General features: G+C 68.5%; 11 protein-coding genes. 6 read left to right on the forward strand and 5 right to left on the reverse strand.

Annotated features, from left to right (window positions below; translation table 11 throughout):
• Positions 1–2: 2 nt before the first annotated feature.
• From asnB to IPK65_02620, 3 genes are read left to right on the forward strand one after another with little or no spacing between them, the layout of a single operon-like run.
• Positions 3–1808, forward strand: coding sequence for an asparagine synthase (glutamine-hydrolyzing) (gene asnB / locus IPK65_02610; protein ID MBK8162067.1), 1806 nt, complete (start codon positions 3–5; stop codon positions 1806–1808).
• Complete coding sequence (locus tag IPK65_02615) at positions 1805–2857, forward strand: glycosyltransferase family 9 protein (protein ID MBK8162068.1); 1053 nt, start codon at positions 1805–1807, stop codon at positions 2855–2857. The genes asnB and IPK65_02615 overlap by 4 nt, the downstream gene beginning before the upstream one ends.
• Positions 2854–3948 carry a glycosyltransferase gene (locus tag IPK65_02620; GenBank protein ID MBK8162069.1) on the forward strand — a complete coding sequence of 365 codons (1095 nt, stop codon included), beginning with the start codon at positions 2854–2856 and terminating at the stop codon, positions 3946–3948. The genes IPK65_02615 and IPK65_02620 overlap by 4 nt, the downstream gene beginning before the upstream one ends.
• Positions 3949–4074: 126 nt before the next feature.
• Here IPK65_02620 and msbA read toward each other — a convergent pair whose 3' ends face one another.
• Both msbA and lpxL read right to left on the reverse strand, forming a co-directional pair.
• Positions 4075–5844, reverse strand: a complete 1770-nt coding sequence (gene msbA, locus IPK65_02625; protein MBK8162070.1) for a lipid A export permease/ATP-binding protein MsbA — start codon at positions 5842–5844, stop codon at positions 4075–4077.
• 79 nt (positions 5845–5923) lie between these two features.
• A complete protein-coding gene (gene lpxL, locus IPK65_02630; protein ID MBK8162071.1) occupies positions 5924–6856 on the reverse strand; it encodes an LpxL/LpxP family Kdo(2)-lipid IV(A) lauroyl/palmitoleoyl acyltransferase in 933 nt (310 codons plus the stop codon).
• A 130-nt stretch (positions 6857–6986) separates the two neighbouring features.
• On the opposite strand from lpxL, the gene hldE reads away from it, so the two are divergent.
• Complete coding sequence (hldE, locus tag IPK65_02635) at positions 6987–8441, forward strand: bifunctional D-glycero-beta-D-manno-heptose-7-phosphate kinase/D-glycero-beta-D-manno-heptose 1-phosphate adenylyltransferase HldE (GenBank protein ID MBK8162072.1); 1455 nt, start codon at positions 6987–6989, stop codon at positions 8439–8441.
• A gap of 49 nt (positions 8442–8490) precedes the next feature.
• Positions 8491–9786, forward strand: coding sequence for a lipid IV(A) 3-deoxy-D-manno-octulosonic acid transferase (waaA, locus tag IPK65_02640; GenBank protein MBK8162073.1), 1296 nt, complete (start codon positions 8491–8493; stop codon positions 9784–9786).
• Between the two features lie 76 nt (positions 9787–9862).
• On the opposite strand, the gene IPK65_02645 is transcribed toward waaA, so the two are convergent.
• From IPK65_02645 to IPK65_02655, 3 genes are read right to left on the reverse strand one after another with little or no spacing between them, the layout of a single operon-like run.
• Entirely contained in the window at positions 9863–10387 is a 525-nt protein-coding gene (locus tag IPK65_02645; GenBank protein ID MBK8162074.1) for a TolC family protein, read from the reverse strand.
• Complete coding sequence (locus tag IPK65_02650; protein MBK8162075.1) at positions 10317–11183, reverse strand: TolC family protein; 867 nt, start codon at positions 11181–11183, stop codon at positions 10317–10319. The genes IPK65_02645 and IPK65_02650 overlap by 71 nt, the downstream gene beginning before the upstream one ends.
• Positions 11184–11237: 54 nt before the next feature.
• A complete protein-coding gene (locus IPK65_02655) occupies positions 11238–11891 on the reverse strand; it encodes a protein-L-isoaspartate O-methyltransferase (protein ID MBK8162076.1) in 654 nt (217 codons plus the stop codon).
• A 462-nt stretch (positions 11892–12353) separates the two neighbouring features.
• On the opposite strand from IPK65_02655, the gene thiC reads away from it, so the two are divergent.
• Positions 12354–14234, forward strand: coding sequence for a phosphomethylpyrimidine synthase ThiC (gene thiC, locus IPK65_02660; protein MBK8162077.1), 1881 nt, complete (start codon positions 12354–12356; stop codon positions 14232–14234).
• The last annotated feature ends 119 nt before the right edge of the window (positions 14235–14353 follow it).

A 14353-nucleotide genomic window follows, 5' to 3' on the forward strand; every position in this document is an offset into this window, starting at 1 on the left:
CCATGTGCGGGATCGCCGGAATCTATGGATCTGCAACGGCGAATCCGTCCTTGTTGCGCGCCATGGCAGGCCGCCTGGCGCACCGCGGCCCGGATCATCAGGGCACATACGCCGCGGACGGAGCCGGGCTCGCCCACACACGGCTCTCCATCATCGACCTCGGCGGCGGCGATCAGCCGCTGCACGCCGGCGACGGCCGCCTGAGCCTGATCGCCAACGGCGAGATCTATAACTACGTAGAACTGCGCGCCGAGCTGGAACGGCGCGGCCGCCGCTTTGCGACCGGATCGGATTGCGAGACCATCCTGCACGCCTACGCGGAATACGGCGACGGCTTCCTCGACCGGCTGCACGGCATGTTCGCATTCGCGCTGCACGACCGCGCGCGCGGACTGCTGATCCTGGCGCGCGATCGCCTCGGCATCAAGCCGCTGTTCCTCGCCCGCACCAGCGCGGGCTGGGCCTTCGCGTCGGAACTCAAGGCGCTGCTGCCTGTCATCGGCAGACCCGCCGTCGATCCGCGCGCACTCGCGCAGTATCTCCAATGCCAGTTCAGCACCGGCCGTGCGACCGTCTGGGCCGGGATCGAGCGCCTCCTGCCCGGCGAAACGGTAACGCTCGCCGCCAACGGCGAGATGACGCGGCGGCGCTACTGGTTGCCGCAGGACATCCTGCCCGCGGCGACCAGCTTCGACGACGCGGCCGCGCGCTTCGACGAGCTGATGCACACCGTCATGATCGAGCACATGCGCGCCGACGTCCCGTTCGGACTGTTCCTCTCCGGCGGGCTCGATTCCTCGTTGCTGCTCGCCCTGCTGAGCCGGCTCAAGGGAGAAGCGGTCCGCACATTCTCGGTCGGGTTCGCCGACTCGCCGCGCGGCACGGAGCTCGACCTTGCCGGGCAGCTGGCGCGGCAGTACGGCAGCCGCCATACCGTACTGTGCCCGACCGGTCAGGACATGCTCGACCGGCTCGCGCTCAGCGTCTGGGCCGCGGATGACCTGATGCGCGACTTCGCCAACCTGCCCACCCTCATGCTGGCGGAGGCGGCGGGCGCCGAGCTCAAGGTGGTGTTCACCGGCGAGGGCGGCGACGAGGTGTTCGGCGGCTATCATCGCTACCGCAGCGGTCGCCTCGAACGCTGGCTCAAGAACCTCGTCCATCCGGGCAGCGGCGGCTTCCGCACCACCGGCAATTTCCGCGGCCTGGAACGGGCGGTGTTCGGCGACGTGCTGCGGGACGCCACCCGCCAATGGCGCAACGACTTCATCTCCGCCTGGCAATCCGCCCCGCGCGGATGGAGCACCCTGCAGCGCATGCAGCTGGTCGACCTCACGACGGCGCTGCCCGACAACCTGCTGGTCAAGGCCGATCGCCTGCTGATGGCCTTCGGGGTCGAGGGCCGCGTGCCCTTCCTCGATCATCGCGTGGTCGGGTTCGGCCTCGCCCTGCCCGATGCGCTGAAGATCACGCCGCAGCACGGCAAGGAATTCCTGCGCCGCTGGGCGCGGCGCTATCTGCCGCCTGAACATCTGCGCGCGCCCAAGCGCGGCTTCACCGTGCCGATGGACGCCTGGCTCCAGGGCGCGACGCTGGACCGGCTGGAGCGGATACTGTCCTCCTCCCCCGCCATCCGGGAATGGTTCCGGCCGCAGGCGGTCCGCCGGCTGGCGGATCTTCAGCGGCGCGGACGCAATGTGACCAGAAACCTCGGCGCCATGTTGCAATTCGCACTCTGGCACCGCATCTTCATCGAGGGGGACGGTTCGCGCCCCGCAGTCCAGGACCCGCTCACCTACCTCGCATGACATCGCCAGCCCCGCCGCGCAGCATCCTGATCATCCGCCTCAGCGCCATCGGCGACGTCGTCATGGCCACGCCCCTGATCAAGGCGCTGCGCCGCAGCTATCCCGGCGCACGGATCGCCTGGCTGGTTGAACCCGTGGCTGCGGGGCTGTTGTGCGACAACCCGGACCTGGATGAGGTGATCGTCTGGCCGCGCGCCGAGTGGCGCGCACTGTGGCGCGCCCGGCGCTACCGCGCGGCATGGGACTCCATGCGTGATTTCACCCGTGCGCTGCAACGGCGGCGGTTCGACCTCGTACTCGATATCCAGGGGCTCCTTAAAAGCGCCGTGTGGGCGCGCCTGACCGGGGCGTCCGAACGTATCGGGCTGGGGTCGCGCGAGGGAGGCGGTCTGCTCATGACGCGCGTCGTCGCACGCCCGCCGCCCGATGATCGCATCGGTTCCGAATACCTGCATCTCGCCCGGACGCTCGGTCTCGATGCCGGAGGATTCCCGATGGATATCGCGCTTGGCGCGGATGACGAGGAATTCGCCCGCGCCTATGCCGCGAGGACCGGGCCCTACGCGGTGTTCTGTCCCTTCACCACGCGTCCGCAGAAACATTGGTTCGAGGAGCGCTGGCCGCAGCTCGCGGCGGAGGTGGGGACGCGCTTCGGACTGACGCCGGTACTGCTCGGCGGTCCCGCCGATGCGGCCGCGGCAGCGAGACTCCGGCATGACGCCCCCCGGCTGGAGAGCCAGGCCGGCCTCACCACGCTGACCCGGAGTGCGGCCCTGATCAAGCACGCGGCCTGCCTGATCGGCGTGGACACCGGTCTCACCCACATGGGTATCGCCTTTGACGTGCCGACCGTCGCCCTGTTCGGCTCGACCCGCCCCTACCTCGATACCACGCGCGCCAACGCAAGGGTGCTCTATCACCGGCTCGACTGCTCGCCGTGCCGGCGCCATCCGACCTGCGGCGGCGCCTATACCTGCATGCGCCTGATCGAGGTGAAGGAGGTCGCGAACACGCTGGCGCTGCTGCTGGGCGGGGAGTCGCACGCATGAAGATCATGCACGTCGAGGCCGGCATGCATCTCTACGGCGGCGCCCAGCAGGTGCTGTACCTGATGGAGGGCTTGCGCGCGCGCGGCTGCGGCAACCTGCTGGTGTGCCCGCCGGGCAGCGCGATCGCACAGGCGGCGCGCGCTGCGGGGCATCCGGTGACTGAACTCCCGTTGCGTGGCGACGCCGACCTTGGTTTCGTGCCGCGTCTGTATGCGTTATTGCGCCGGGAGGGTCCCGACCTCGTTCATCTGCACAGCCGGCGCGGTGCCGACGTACTGGGTGGCGTCGCGGCGCGCCTCGCAGGCATACCCTGTGTGCTCTCGCGGCGGGTGGACAATCCCGAGGCGGCGGCCTGGGCGCGCGTCAAATACCGCCTCTATGATCGCGTGATCACCATATCGGAGGGTATTCGCCGCGTACTGCTCGACGCCGGCGTGACGCCGGAACGGGTGGTCTGCGTACTGAGCGCGGTGGATCCCGCGCCGTATGCGCACGGGTGCGAGCGGGGCTGGTTCCTGTCCGAATTCGGACTCCCGCCCGAGGCGCGCGTACTCGGCATGATCGCCCAGCTGATCCCGCGCAAGGGCCACCGCCATCTGCTCGCCGCGCTGCCGCGGGTATTGCAGCGCCATCCCGACGTGCATGTACTCTGTCTCGGCCAGGGCCCGCTGCACGATGAACTGGCCGCCCGCATCGCGCAGGCACCGTATCGCGGGCGGGTACAGCTGGCCGGATTTCGCACCGACCTCGCGCGCCTGCTGCCCTGCTTCTACGGCGTGGTGCATCCGGCCGAGATGGAGGGCCTCGGGGTGTCGTTGCTGCAGGCCGCCGCCGCCGGAGTTCCTGTCGTGGCGAGCCGCGTGGGCGGCATTCCCGAGGCGGTGCGCGACGGCGTCAACGGCCTGCTGGTGCCACCGGCCGACGTGGACGCGCTCGCGCGGGCGCTGGAGCGCCTGCTGGCCGATCCTGCGCTGGCAGCCGAATGCGGCCGCCGCGGCCGCATCCTGGTGCACGAGGAGTTCTCCATCGACCGCATGGTCGAGGGCAACCGTTCCGTCTACGCAGAGGTGCTGGGCGCGCGCCACCGCTGAGCAGGATGTTGCGCTTGCGCTCACGGCCGGCACGCCCTGCAGCCAGCCGGTGATCGTCGGGGCCGGCATCGATCCCGTCCGCGCGCCGCTGCGCGCCTGGCTTGCGGCAGACCCGCCGGCCTTTCCTCAGGCGCCGGCCGCGGGCCGGGACACCGGATCCGCGGCCGGCCCCCCGTCCGTGGCGAATTGCGCGTGGTACAGGCGGGCGTAAATGCCTCCCGCCGCCAGCAGCTGCCGGTGCGTGCCGGTCTCGACGATGCGCCCGCGCTCCAGCACCACGATGCGGTCGGCGTTCTCCACCGTGGAGAGGCGGTGCGCGATCACGATGGTGGTACGCCCGCGGCGCAGATTGTCGAGCGCGGCCTGCACGTGGCGTTCAGTGTGCGAATCGAGCGCCGAGGTTGCCTCGTCCATGATCAGGATCGGCGCATTCTTCAGCAGCGCGCGCGCGATCGCCAGTCGCTGGCGCTGGCCGCCGGACAGGCGCAGGCCATTCTCGCCGATCGGGGTGTCGAGCCCGTCCGGCAGCCCGGCCGCGAATTCCATCACGTGCGCCGCCTCCGCCGCCGCGACGATCGCCTCGCGCGCCACCGACCGACTCGCGCCGTAGGCGATGTTCGCCGCCACCGAATCGTTGAACAGCACGACGTCCTGCGTCACGAGCGAGATGTTCGCGCGCAGGTCGGCGAGCCGGATGTGCTGGATGTCGATGCCGTCGACCAGCACGCGGCCCGAGGTCGGGGTGTAGAAGCGCGGCACCATGCTGACGAGGGACGACTTGCCCGCGCCGGAGGCGCCGACCAGTGCGACCGTCTCGCCGGGTTCGATCGCGAGGGTGATGTCCCGCAGCGCCTCGGCGGCGGCCGATTCGTACAGCAGGCTGACGCCCTGGAACTCGATGCGGCCGGCGACGCGGCCCAGACTTCGCGTGCCGGTGTCCGTTTCCGGCGGCTCGTCGAACAGCTGGAACACGCTCTCCGCGGCGGCGAGGCCGCGCTGCAGCTGCTCGTTGACGCCGGTCAGGCGCTTGATCGGCGGCAGCAGCATGGCGGCGGCGCCGAAGAACGACACGAATCCGCCCACCGTCATCGCCGGATTCTGGGCGGTGAGATAGATCACCACGGCGAGGGCGCTGACGGTGATGAGCTGGACCACCGGCACGCTCGCGGAGGCGGAGGCGGTGATCTTCATGCTGTAGCGGCGCACCCAGTTGGCCACGTCGTGGAAACGTCCCGCCTCGTGCTGCTGCCCGCCGTAGACCTTGATCACGCGGCTGCCCCTGACCGCCTCTTCCAGCACGTGCGTCATCCCGCCCATGGTCTGCTGCTGCGCGCGGCTCAGGCGGCGCAGGCGGAAACTGATGGTCTTCACCACCACGGCGATGGCCGGGGCGGCAAGCAGGAACAGCAGTGCGAGCTTCCAGTCCAGGTACAGCATCCAGCCGAACAGGCCGATCACCGCGAGACCGTCGCGCACCAGCACCACCAGCACGTTGGTGGCCGCGGTCGCGACCTGGTTCACGTTGTAAGTCACCTTCGAAATCATCTCGCCGGTGGTGTGCCCGGTGTGGTAGGTCTCGGGCAGCTCGATCAGGCGGGCGAACATGCGCTCGCGCAGGTCGAGAATCACCTTGTTCGCGACCCAGGCGAGGGATACCGTGCTGACATAGGTGGCCAGCCCGCGTACGACGAACAGGCCGACGAGGAGCAGCGGCATCAGCCGGATCGCCGCCGGATCCTTGTTGACGAAGGTCTCGTCGAGCAGCGGCTTCATCAGGGCCGGCATCATCGGCTCCGTGAGCGCCGCGGCCACCATGGCGAGCACGGCGAAGCCGAACAGCCGGCGGTACGGCCGCACATACCCCAACAATCGAAAATAGAGCGCTCGGCTGTTCATGCTGCGACCGGCCATGGGAAACGGTCTACGATATTACCGCATTTGCTCCCGCGGAATCGAACGGCCGCGGGCGCACACATTACGGGAGCGGATCACCGTACAGCCCGGGTTCGCCCGGCGGCCGGGTCTTGAAGCGCCGATGCACCCACAGATACTGTTCCGGCACCGCGCGTACCCCCGCCTCGACGACGGCGTTTACGCGCGCGGTATCCGCCGCCTCGTCACCGCCCGGGAAATCCGTGAGGGGAGGCAGCAGCGTCAGACGGTAGCCGAGCACTCCCGACAGCCGGCGCACGAAATACGGAATCACGACTGCACGGCCCATCTGGGCGAAGCGGCCGGTGGCCGGATTGGTCGCCGCCGGGATGCCGAAGAACGGGGCGAAAACCCGCCCGCGGCGCCCGTAGTTCTGGTCCGGCGCGTACCATACCGCGCGCGCCTGGCGCAGGCAGCGCAGCATGCCGCGCACGTCGTCGCGCGGCAACACGGTCTCGAAGTAGGCACCGAAGCAGCGGTGCATGATGTCGTCGACCGCCGCGTTCTCGTGGCGGCGGTACATCGGATTGATCGGCGCCAGCAGGTTGAGCAGGCGCACGCCCATCTCGGTGGTGGTGAAGTGGCTGCTCAGCAGGATCACGCCGCGGCCCGCCGCGAGGGCCTCCTGCAGATGCGGCAATCCCTCCACCTCGGCGATCAGGCGCCGCAGGCGCGCATCCGGCAGCCACCAGGCCATGGCGGTCTCGAGCAGTCCGATACCGAGCGCCCGGAAGTGCCCGCGCAGCAGGCGCGCGCGCTCCGCCGGCGCCATGCCGGGATAACACAGCCGCAGATTGGTTTCCGCGATGCGGTGGCGGCGCGCCGAGACGCGGCGGAACAGGCCGCCCGTCAGGCCGCCCACGTAGAGCACGGCGCGATACGGCAGCTGCACGATGAGCCAGGCGAGCCCAAGCAGCAGCCACGTCGGCCAAAAGCGCGGCAACAGCAGTCTGGACGGAAACGGCGGGGCTTTCATCGGCGCGGCTGCGGGAAAAAAATCGTTCGCGCATTCTAGTATGCCGATCCGGCGCCGGCAAACGCCGCGTCCCGGCCCGTGTGGTATCATGCCGGCAGCATTTATCGGCGTGCCGGCGGAGACAGGGCTCATGAAGATAGAGATCCCCCCCTTCGAGCGGGGGCGCGTGCTTGTGGTCGGCGACCTCATGCTGGACCGCTACTGGTACGGCGAGACCTCGCGCATCTCCCCCGAGGCGCCCGTCCCCGTGGTCAGGGTATCCGAAGCGGAGGAACGCCCGGGCGGCGCGGGCAACGTCGCGCTCAACATCGCCGCCCTGCACGCCAAGGTCACCGTCATGGGCCTGACCGGGGACGACGAGGCCGCCGACGTCCTCGCACAGCGGCTCTCCCGGGCGGGTGTCGACTGCCGCCTGATCCGGCGCCCGGAATTCGCCACCGTCACCAAGCTGCGCGTGCTGAGCCGGCACCAGCAGCTCATCCGCCTCGACTTCGAGGACAACTTCGCACACGGCGACATCGCGGAGGTGCGCGAGTCATTCGCCGGACTGGCGCGCGACGCCGACGTCGTCCTGCTGTCCGATTACGGCAAAGGCACCCTGCATGAGGCGCAGGCGCTGATCGAATCCGCGCGCGCGCTGGGCAAACCCGTGCTGGTCGATCCCAAGGGCAGCGATTTCTCTCGCTATCGCGGAGCAACCGTCATCACGCCCAACCTGAGTGAATTCGAGGCCATCGTGGGACACTGCGCCAGCGACGAGGAACTGGTCGCGAAGGGCGAGGCCCTGCGCCACGATCTCGCGCTGGAGGCGCTGCTGATCACGCGCAGCAAGCGCGGCATGACCCTGCTGCGGCGCTACCTGCCGCCGCTGCATCTGGCAGCGCGCGCGCGCGCGATCTACGACGTCACCGGCGCGGGCGACACCGTCATCGCCGTGCTCGCCGCGGCGTACGCCGTCGGCGCCGATCTCGGTGCGGCGACCGCGCTCGCCAACGTCGCCGCCGGCGTGGTGGTCGGCAAGCTCGGGACCGCGAGCGTCAGCCTGCAGGAACTCGACCACGCCCTGCACGACTACGACAAGATCGAATCCGGGCTGACCGGCGCGGACGAGCTGCTCGCGCGCGTCGCGCGCGCGCGCGCGCGTGGCGAGACCATCGTCATGACGAACGGCTGCTTCGACCTGCTGCACGCCGGTCACGTCACCTACCTCGAGCAGGCGCGGCGCCTCGGCGACCGCCTCATCGTGGCGGTCAACGACGACGCCTCGGTAAAGCGCCTGAAGGGCGCGGACCGGCCGGTCAACGCACTGGCGCAGCGCGCCGCCGTGCTCGCCGCGCTGCAGAGCGTGGACTGGGTGGTGCCCTTCTCCGAGGACACGCCGGAACAGCTGATCTGCCGCGTGCAGCCCGACGTGCTGGTCAAGGGGGGGGACTACGACGCCGCAGGAGTCGCCGGCGGCGACTGCGTACGCGCCCGCGGCGGCCGCGTCGTCATCCTGGATTACGTCGAGAACTGCTCCACCAGCCGCGTCATCGAGGCGATCCGCCACGGCGTCACGCAGGGACACGGGAAATCCGCAACATGAACCGCCGCGATGCGCGCCGGACGGGAAACCGAAACGGCCGACGGCGCGCATGAGGCGTCTCTATACCCTGCTGCTGTACCTGCTGTTGCCGCTCGTCCTGTTGCGCCTGCTGCTGCGCGGGCTGCGCTCTCCCGCCTACCTGAGGCGCTGGCCTGAACGCTTCGGCCGTTTTCCGCACACGCCGCCCCCCGGAGCCCTGTGGATACACGCTGTCTCGGTCGGAGAGGCGATCGCTGCATTTCCGCTGGTCCAGCAGATCCGCGACCGCCACCCCGCCCTGCCCGTGGTATTCACCACGACGACGCCGACCGGCTCGGAGCGCGTCGTCCGGCAGTTCGGCTCCGCCGTCCATCACGCCTATCTGCCCTATGACCTGCCCGGGTCCGTTGCGCGTTTCCTCGACCGCGCCGGACCCAGGCTCGCCGTCATCATGGAGACGGAGCTGTGGCCGAACATGTACGCGGCCTGCGCAGCGCGCGGGATCCCGCTCATCGTCGCGAACGCGCGCCTGTCCGCGCGCTCCGCTGCGGCCTACCGCCGCGTCGCGCCGTTCGCCCGCGCCGTCCTCCGCCAGGCGACGCTCATCGCGGCGCAAAGCGGCGAGGATGCCGGTCGTTTCCTCGCGCTGGGGGCTCCGCCCGACCGCGTGCGGGTGACCGGTAATCTCAAGTTCGATCTCACCGTCCCGGATGATGTGCCGGAACGCGGCGCGGCCCTGCGCAGCGCGTGGGGCGCGCGCCGACCGGTGTGGATCGCGGCGAGCACCCACGAGGGCGAAGAGGAACTGGTCCTCGACGCCCACGCGCGCGCGCGCGCGCAGGCGCCCGGCCTGCTCCTGATACTCGTGCCGCGCCACCCGGAACGCTTCGACCGCGTCGCCGCCCTGAGCCAGGCGCGCGGGTTAAACCTCGTCAGGCGCAGCGAAAACCGCCCCTGCAACCCGGACACGGAGGTCTATCTCGGCGACAGTATGGGCGAGCTGCTGCTGCTCTACGCCGCAGCCGACGTGGCATTCGTCGGCGGCAGCCTGGTGCCTACCGGCGGACACAATCCGCTCGAACCCGCCGCGCTGGCGCGACCGGTGCTGCACGGGCCTCACATGTTCAACTTCGCGGAGATCAGCCTTCTGCTGCAGTCCGCCGGAGGCTCGCGCGAGGTGCGGGACTCCGGCGAGCTCGCCCGGTCGCTGGAGGAGCTGCTGACGCGCAACGGACCCGGCATCGCCATGGGTGAACGGGCGCGAGCCGTGGTCACGCAGAACCGCGGGGCGCTGGGGCGGCTGCTGGAAAGCATCGAGGAGTTGCTCAATACGGGACCGGGGACTGAGTACAAGTCAGGGGCGTGATGGGTGATGCAAGGTTGGACTGGGTAACACGAGACCTAGCGGTTTTCACTCAGTCCTGAGTCCTCAGTCCTGTGTTTTATTCCAGCCAGCGATTGACCTCTTCGATATCCTCCGGCGCCAGCAGCCCCGAGGCCTGCTTCAGGCGCAGCAGATTGAGGATGTAGTCGTAACGTGCCTGGGCGTATTCGCGCTGCGCGGCGAACAGGTCGCTCTGCGCGGCCAGCACGTCGACCGTGGTGCGGGTGCCGACCTCGAATCCGGCCTGCGTCGCATCCAGTGCGCTCTGCGCGGAAACCCTGGCCTGCCCGAGCGCGTTCACGCTGTTGATGCCGGCGACCACCGCGAGGTAGGCGTCGCGTGCCTGGCGCAGCGTGGCGCGGCGCTGGCTCTCCACATCCTCGCGCGCCTGCGTCAGCAGATAGGCGGCCTCGCGCGTGCGCGAGGCCACCGCGCCGCCCAGATACAGCGGCAGCGAGAATTGCAGACCGACAGTGCGATCCTCCACCTCGATTTCCCCGTTCACGCCGCCGTCATCCTCGGCCCGGCTGAGGCTCGCGACGAGGTCCAGCGTCGGATAATGGCCCGCGCGTTGCAGACTCACCCTCGCGCGCCGCCTGCTCGGCGAACTGCGCGGCGAGAAGGGCGAAATTCTGTTCCAGCGCAACCTGGCCCCAGTGCTCGATATCAGCCGGATCCGGGCGCACCAGCGGGATACGCGCCCCGAGCTGGGCCACCTCGTCGATGGCCTGGGCGGTAATCTCGTAGAGGGCCTCCTGGCTGCTCGCCAGCTGGTTGCTCGCCACGATCTCCCGCGCGTTGGCGAGATCGAACGCCGCCTGCGCCTCGTGGACATCGGTGATCGCGATCAGACCGACGTCGAAGCGCTGTTTCGCCTGTTCGAGCTGCTGCTCGATGGCGTGCTTCTCGGCGCGGGCGAACTCGAGGTTGTCGTCGGCGGCGAGCAGATTGAAGTAGGCCTCTGCGACGCGCACGATGAGGCCCTGCTCGGAGGAGCGGTAAACGGCGTCCGCCTGCGCCACCGTGGCGTCTGCCTGACGCAGGCGCACAAAATAGTCGCGGTTGAACAGCGGCTGATTCAGCGCCAGCGCATAGACGGAGGTATCGAAGTTCGAGACACCCGGTGAGCCGATGGCGGTCTCCTTGACGTCTTCGCGCGTGCGGTCGTAACTCGCACTGAACGACAAGGCCGGGTAGAGCAGGGCACGGCTCTGCGGCTTCGCCTCCAGCGCGGCGGCGCGCGCGGCGGCGGCCGACTTCAGCACGGGGTCGTTTTGCAGCGCAAGCCGGTAGACATCCGCCAGGTTTGCGGCGGTGGCCGTGAGGCTTCCGATGGAGAGGGCGACGGCGGCCACACAGCACTGCAGTTTGTTACGCATGGACTTCCTCGTTAGGGAACACCGCGTGACCGTAGGCCTCGAGGCGGTGGGTTGTCAGAAAACGAATCGGGCGGTGGCCGGGGCGTTGATCAACATCGGCAGATCGGTCTCGAACAGGCTCTCGCGGCTCCATTCGGCGTCCCCGACGCGGCGTATAAGAATCGCCTCCATGATCGGGGCCGTTCCCACCACCGCAACCAGGCGGCCGCCGCGATTGAGCGACTGCAGAAATACGGACGGCAGTTCCGGCAGCGAGCCGGTGATGGCGATCACGTCGTACAGGCCGTGCCTGGCCCACCCCCGTGCGGCGTCGCCGACCTCAAGAGTGACGTTATCGATACCGTGCACGGCGAGCCTTTCCTCGGCCTGCGCCTTGAACTGCGGTATGATGTCGACGCTGTAGACGTGGTGCGTGGAACGGGCAAGCAGCGCGGTCAGGTAGCCGCTGCCGGTGCCGATCTCGAGAACGGTATCCGTGGCGTGAAGATCCAGCGCTTGCAACAGGCGCGCCTCGATCCTGGGATGCATCATGAACTGGCCATGCCCCAGCGGGATGGCGGTATCGGCATAGGCAAGCTTGCGATAGGGCTCGGGGACGAAATCCTCGCGCGGTATCTCCGCGATGAGATCCAGCACGCCCTGATCGAGGACGTCCCACGGACGGATCTGCTGTTCGATCATGTTGAACCGCGCGGACTTCAGCTCCATCGCCCCCATTCCCCCTTGACCATCGCTGTCGTTCCGACCCGGACGCACGTCAAGGGTATTCGTTTTGCAGCGGCCGCGCAAGAATCCGCGCCCGCACCGGAGATGTGCAGGAGACATGTTGCCGAAGCCATATTACCGCCTGATACACAAGGATTTTACCCGGGACTTGCTTGCATCGGCTACCCATATCAGATAGATTCAAACAGCTTACACGCCGCAGGCCACTGTACCGCGAAGGCGGGGGATGCGAACGGTCTATCCGGTGCCATGTCCGGGCGCATGCCTTGCTGCATGAAGGATTTTTGAAGCGCTGAAACCTTGACCGGACGGTCCATCCGGACCCCGCGGCCGGGGGTCGCGAAGGCTCGCCTGCACGAGCACATGCGCGATCACGCGCAGCCGCACCGCAATCCACCCGCAGGCATTGACCCGGAGCGGCGCAACACGCCGGAGGTAGACACTATGAGCGCGATCCCAGAATCCATTTTCGACGACGCCATCCGTCTCAACGAAACGATGGTCCGGCCTTACCCGAACTCGGAGAAGGTGCATGTCTCCGGAAGCCGCGCCGACCTGAGGGTGCCGATGCGGCAGATCCGCCAGGCGGAGACGCGGACGCACGCGGCCAGCGAGCCCAATCCGGCGATCACCGTCTACGACACCTCCGGCCCCTATACCGACCCCGCGGTCGAGATTGACCTGCGCCGGGGCCTGCCCGCCATCCGCGCGCCGTGGATCGAGGTACGCGCGGATACCGAAATACTGGCCGCGCCGACCTCGGATTATGGCCGGATGCGCGCCGGCGACGCCGCGCTCGCTCCGCTGCGGTTTGCCCATATACGCCAGGCCCGCCGCGCCCGCGCCGGCCGCAACGTCACGCAGATGCACTACGCCCGGCGCGGCATCGTGACCCCGGAGATGGAGTTCGTCTCCATCCGCGAAAACCTCAGGCGCAACGAACTGCGCGAACAGGTTCTGACACGGCAGCACGCGGGTGAATCCTTCGGCGCCGCCATACCGCGCGAGATCACGCCCGAGTTCGTGCGCGCCGAGGTGGCGCGCGGCCGTGCGATCATCCCGGCCAACGTCAACCACCCGGAGGTCGAGCCGATGATCATCGGGCGCAACTTCCTGGTCAAGATCAACGCCAACATCGGCAACTCCGCCGTCACCTCCTCCATCGCCGAGGAGGTCGAGAAGCTGGTATGGGGCATCCGCTGGGGCGCAGACACGGCAATGGACCTGTCGACCGGCAAGAACATCCACGAGACGCGCGAGTGGATCATCCGCAATTCTCCGGTGCCGGTCGGCACCGTGCCGATCTATCAGGCGCTGGAGAAGGTCGACGGCCGCGCCGAGGAGCTGACCTGGGAGATCTTCCGCGACACCCTGATCGAGCAGGCCGAGCAGGGGGTGGACTACTTCACCATCCACGCCGGCGTACGCCTCGCGTACGTACCGCTCACCGCGCGACGCCTCACCGGCATCGTCTCGCGGGGCGGCTCGATCCTCGCGAAATGGTGCCTGGCGCATCACAGGGAAAATTTTCTCTACACGCATTTCGAGGAAATCTGCGAGATCATGCAGGCCTATGACGTCTCATTCTCGCTGGGCGACGGCCTGCGGCCGGGTTCCGTGGCCGATGCGAACGACGCGGCCCAGTTCGCCGAGCTGGAGACCCTGGGCGAACTCACCCGCATCGCGTGGGAGCACGAGGTGCAGACCATGATCGAGGGCCCGGGCCATGTCCCGATGCACATGATCAAGGAGAACATGGACAAGCAGCTGCGCGAATGCGGCGAGGCCCCGTTCTACACCCTGGGACCGCTCACCACCGACATCGCGCCCGGCTACGACCACATCACCTCCGCCATCGGCGCGGCCATGATCGGCTGGTACGGCACCGCCATGCTGTGCTACGTGACGCCGAAGGAGCACCTCGGCCTGCCCGACCGCGAGGACGTGCGCGCCGGCATCATCACCTACAAGATCGCCGCCCACGCGGCGGATCTGGCCAAGGGCCACCCCGGCGCCCAGATCCGCGACAATGCCCTGTCGAAGGCGCGCTTCGAGTTCCGCTGGGAGGATCAGTTCAATCTCGGCCTCGATCCCGAACGCGCGCGCTCCTTCCACGACGAAACCTTGCCGAAGGAAGGGCACAAGCTCGCCCACTTCTGCTCCATGTGCGGACCGCAGTTCTGCTCCATGAAAATCACCCAGGAAGTACGGGATTACGCCCGCGAAAAGGGCATCGGCGACGTCGCAACCGCGCTGGACGAGGGCCTGTCGGAAAAGTCCGCGGAGTTCGCCCGCGAAGGCGCCCTCCTGTACAAGCAGGTCTGATCCCTCCACACCTGTCTGATGCGCACATCCGGCTGGATACATTCCGGCACCGGATGGCGCTCCCGGCTACATTCAAGATATCCCGCCGCGCGCCGTTATGCTTCGCAAGTCGGCTGCGG

Source organism: Gammaproteobacteria bacterium (assembly GCA_016712635.1).
Classification (GTDB): domain Bacteria; phylum Pseudomonadota; class Gammaproteobacteria; order SZUA-140; family SZUA-140; genus JADJWH01.

Bases quoted from the DNA above. Each gene is read 5' to 3' on its own strand.
- IPK65_02620 (MBK8162069.1), top strand. From the start codon at position 2,854: ATGAAGATCATGCACGTCGAGGCCGGCATGCATCTCTACGGCGGCGCC.
- IPK65_02615 (MBK8162068.1), top strand. From the start codon at position 1,805: ATGACATCGCCAGCCCCGCCGCGCAGCATCCTGATCATCCGCCTCAGC.
- IPK65_02650 (MBK8162075.1), bottom strand. From the start codon at position 11,183: ATGCGTAACAAACTGCAGTGCTGTGTGGCCGCCGTCGCCCTCTCCATC.
- lpxL (MBK8162071.1), bottom strand. From the start codon at position 6,856: ATGAAAGCCCCGCCGTTTCCGTCCAGACTGCTGTTGCCGCGCTTTTGG.
- waaA (MBK8162073.1), top strand. From the start codon at position 8,491: ATGAGGCGTCTCTATACCCTGCTGCTGTACCTGCTGTTGCCGCTCGTC.
- hldE (MBK8162072.1), top strand. From the start codon at position 6,987: ATGAAGATAGAGATCCCCCCCTTCGAGCGGGGGCGCGTGCTTGTGGTC.
- asnB (MBK8162067.1), top strand. From the start codon at position 3: ATGTGCGGGATCGCCGGAATCTATGGATCTGCAACGGCGAATCCGTCC.
- msbA (MBK8162070.1), bottom strand. From the start codon at position 5,844: ATGAACAGCCGAGCGCTCTATTTTCGATTGTTGGGGTATGTGCGGCCG.
- IPK65_02655 (MBK8162076.1), bottom strand. From the start codon at position 11,891: ATGGAGCTGAAGTCCGCGCGGTTCAACATGATCGAACAGCAGATCCGT.
- thiC (MBK8162077.1), top strand. From the start codon at position 12,354: ATGAGCGCGATCCCAGAATCCATTTTCGACGACGCCATCCGTCTCAAC.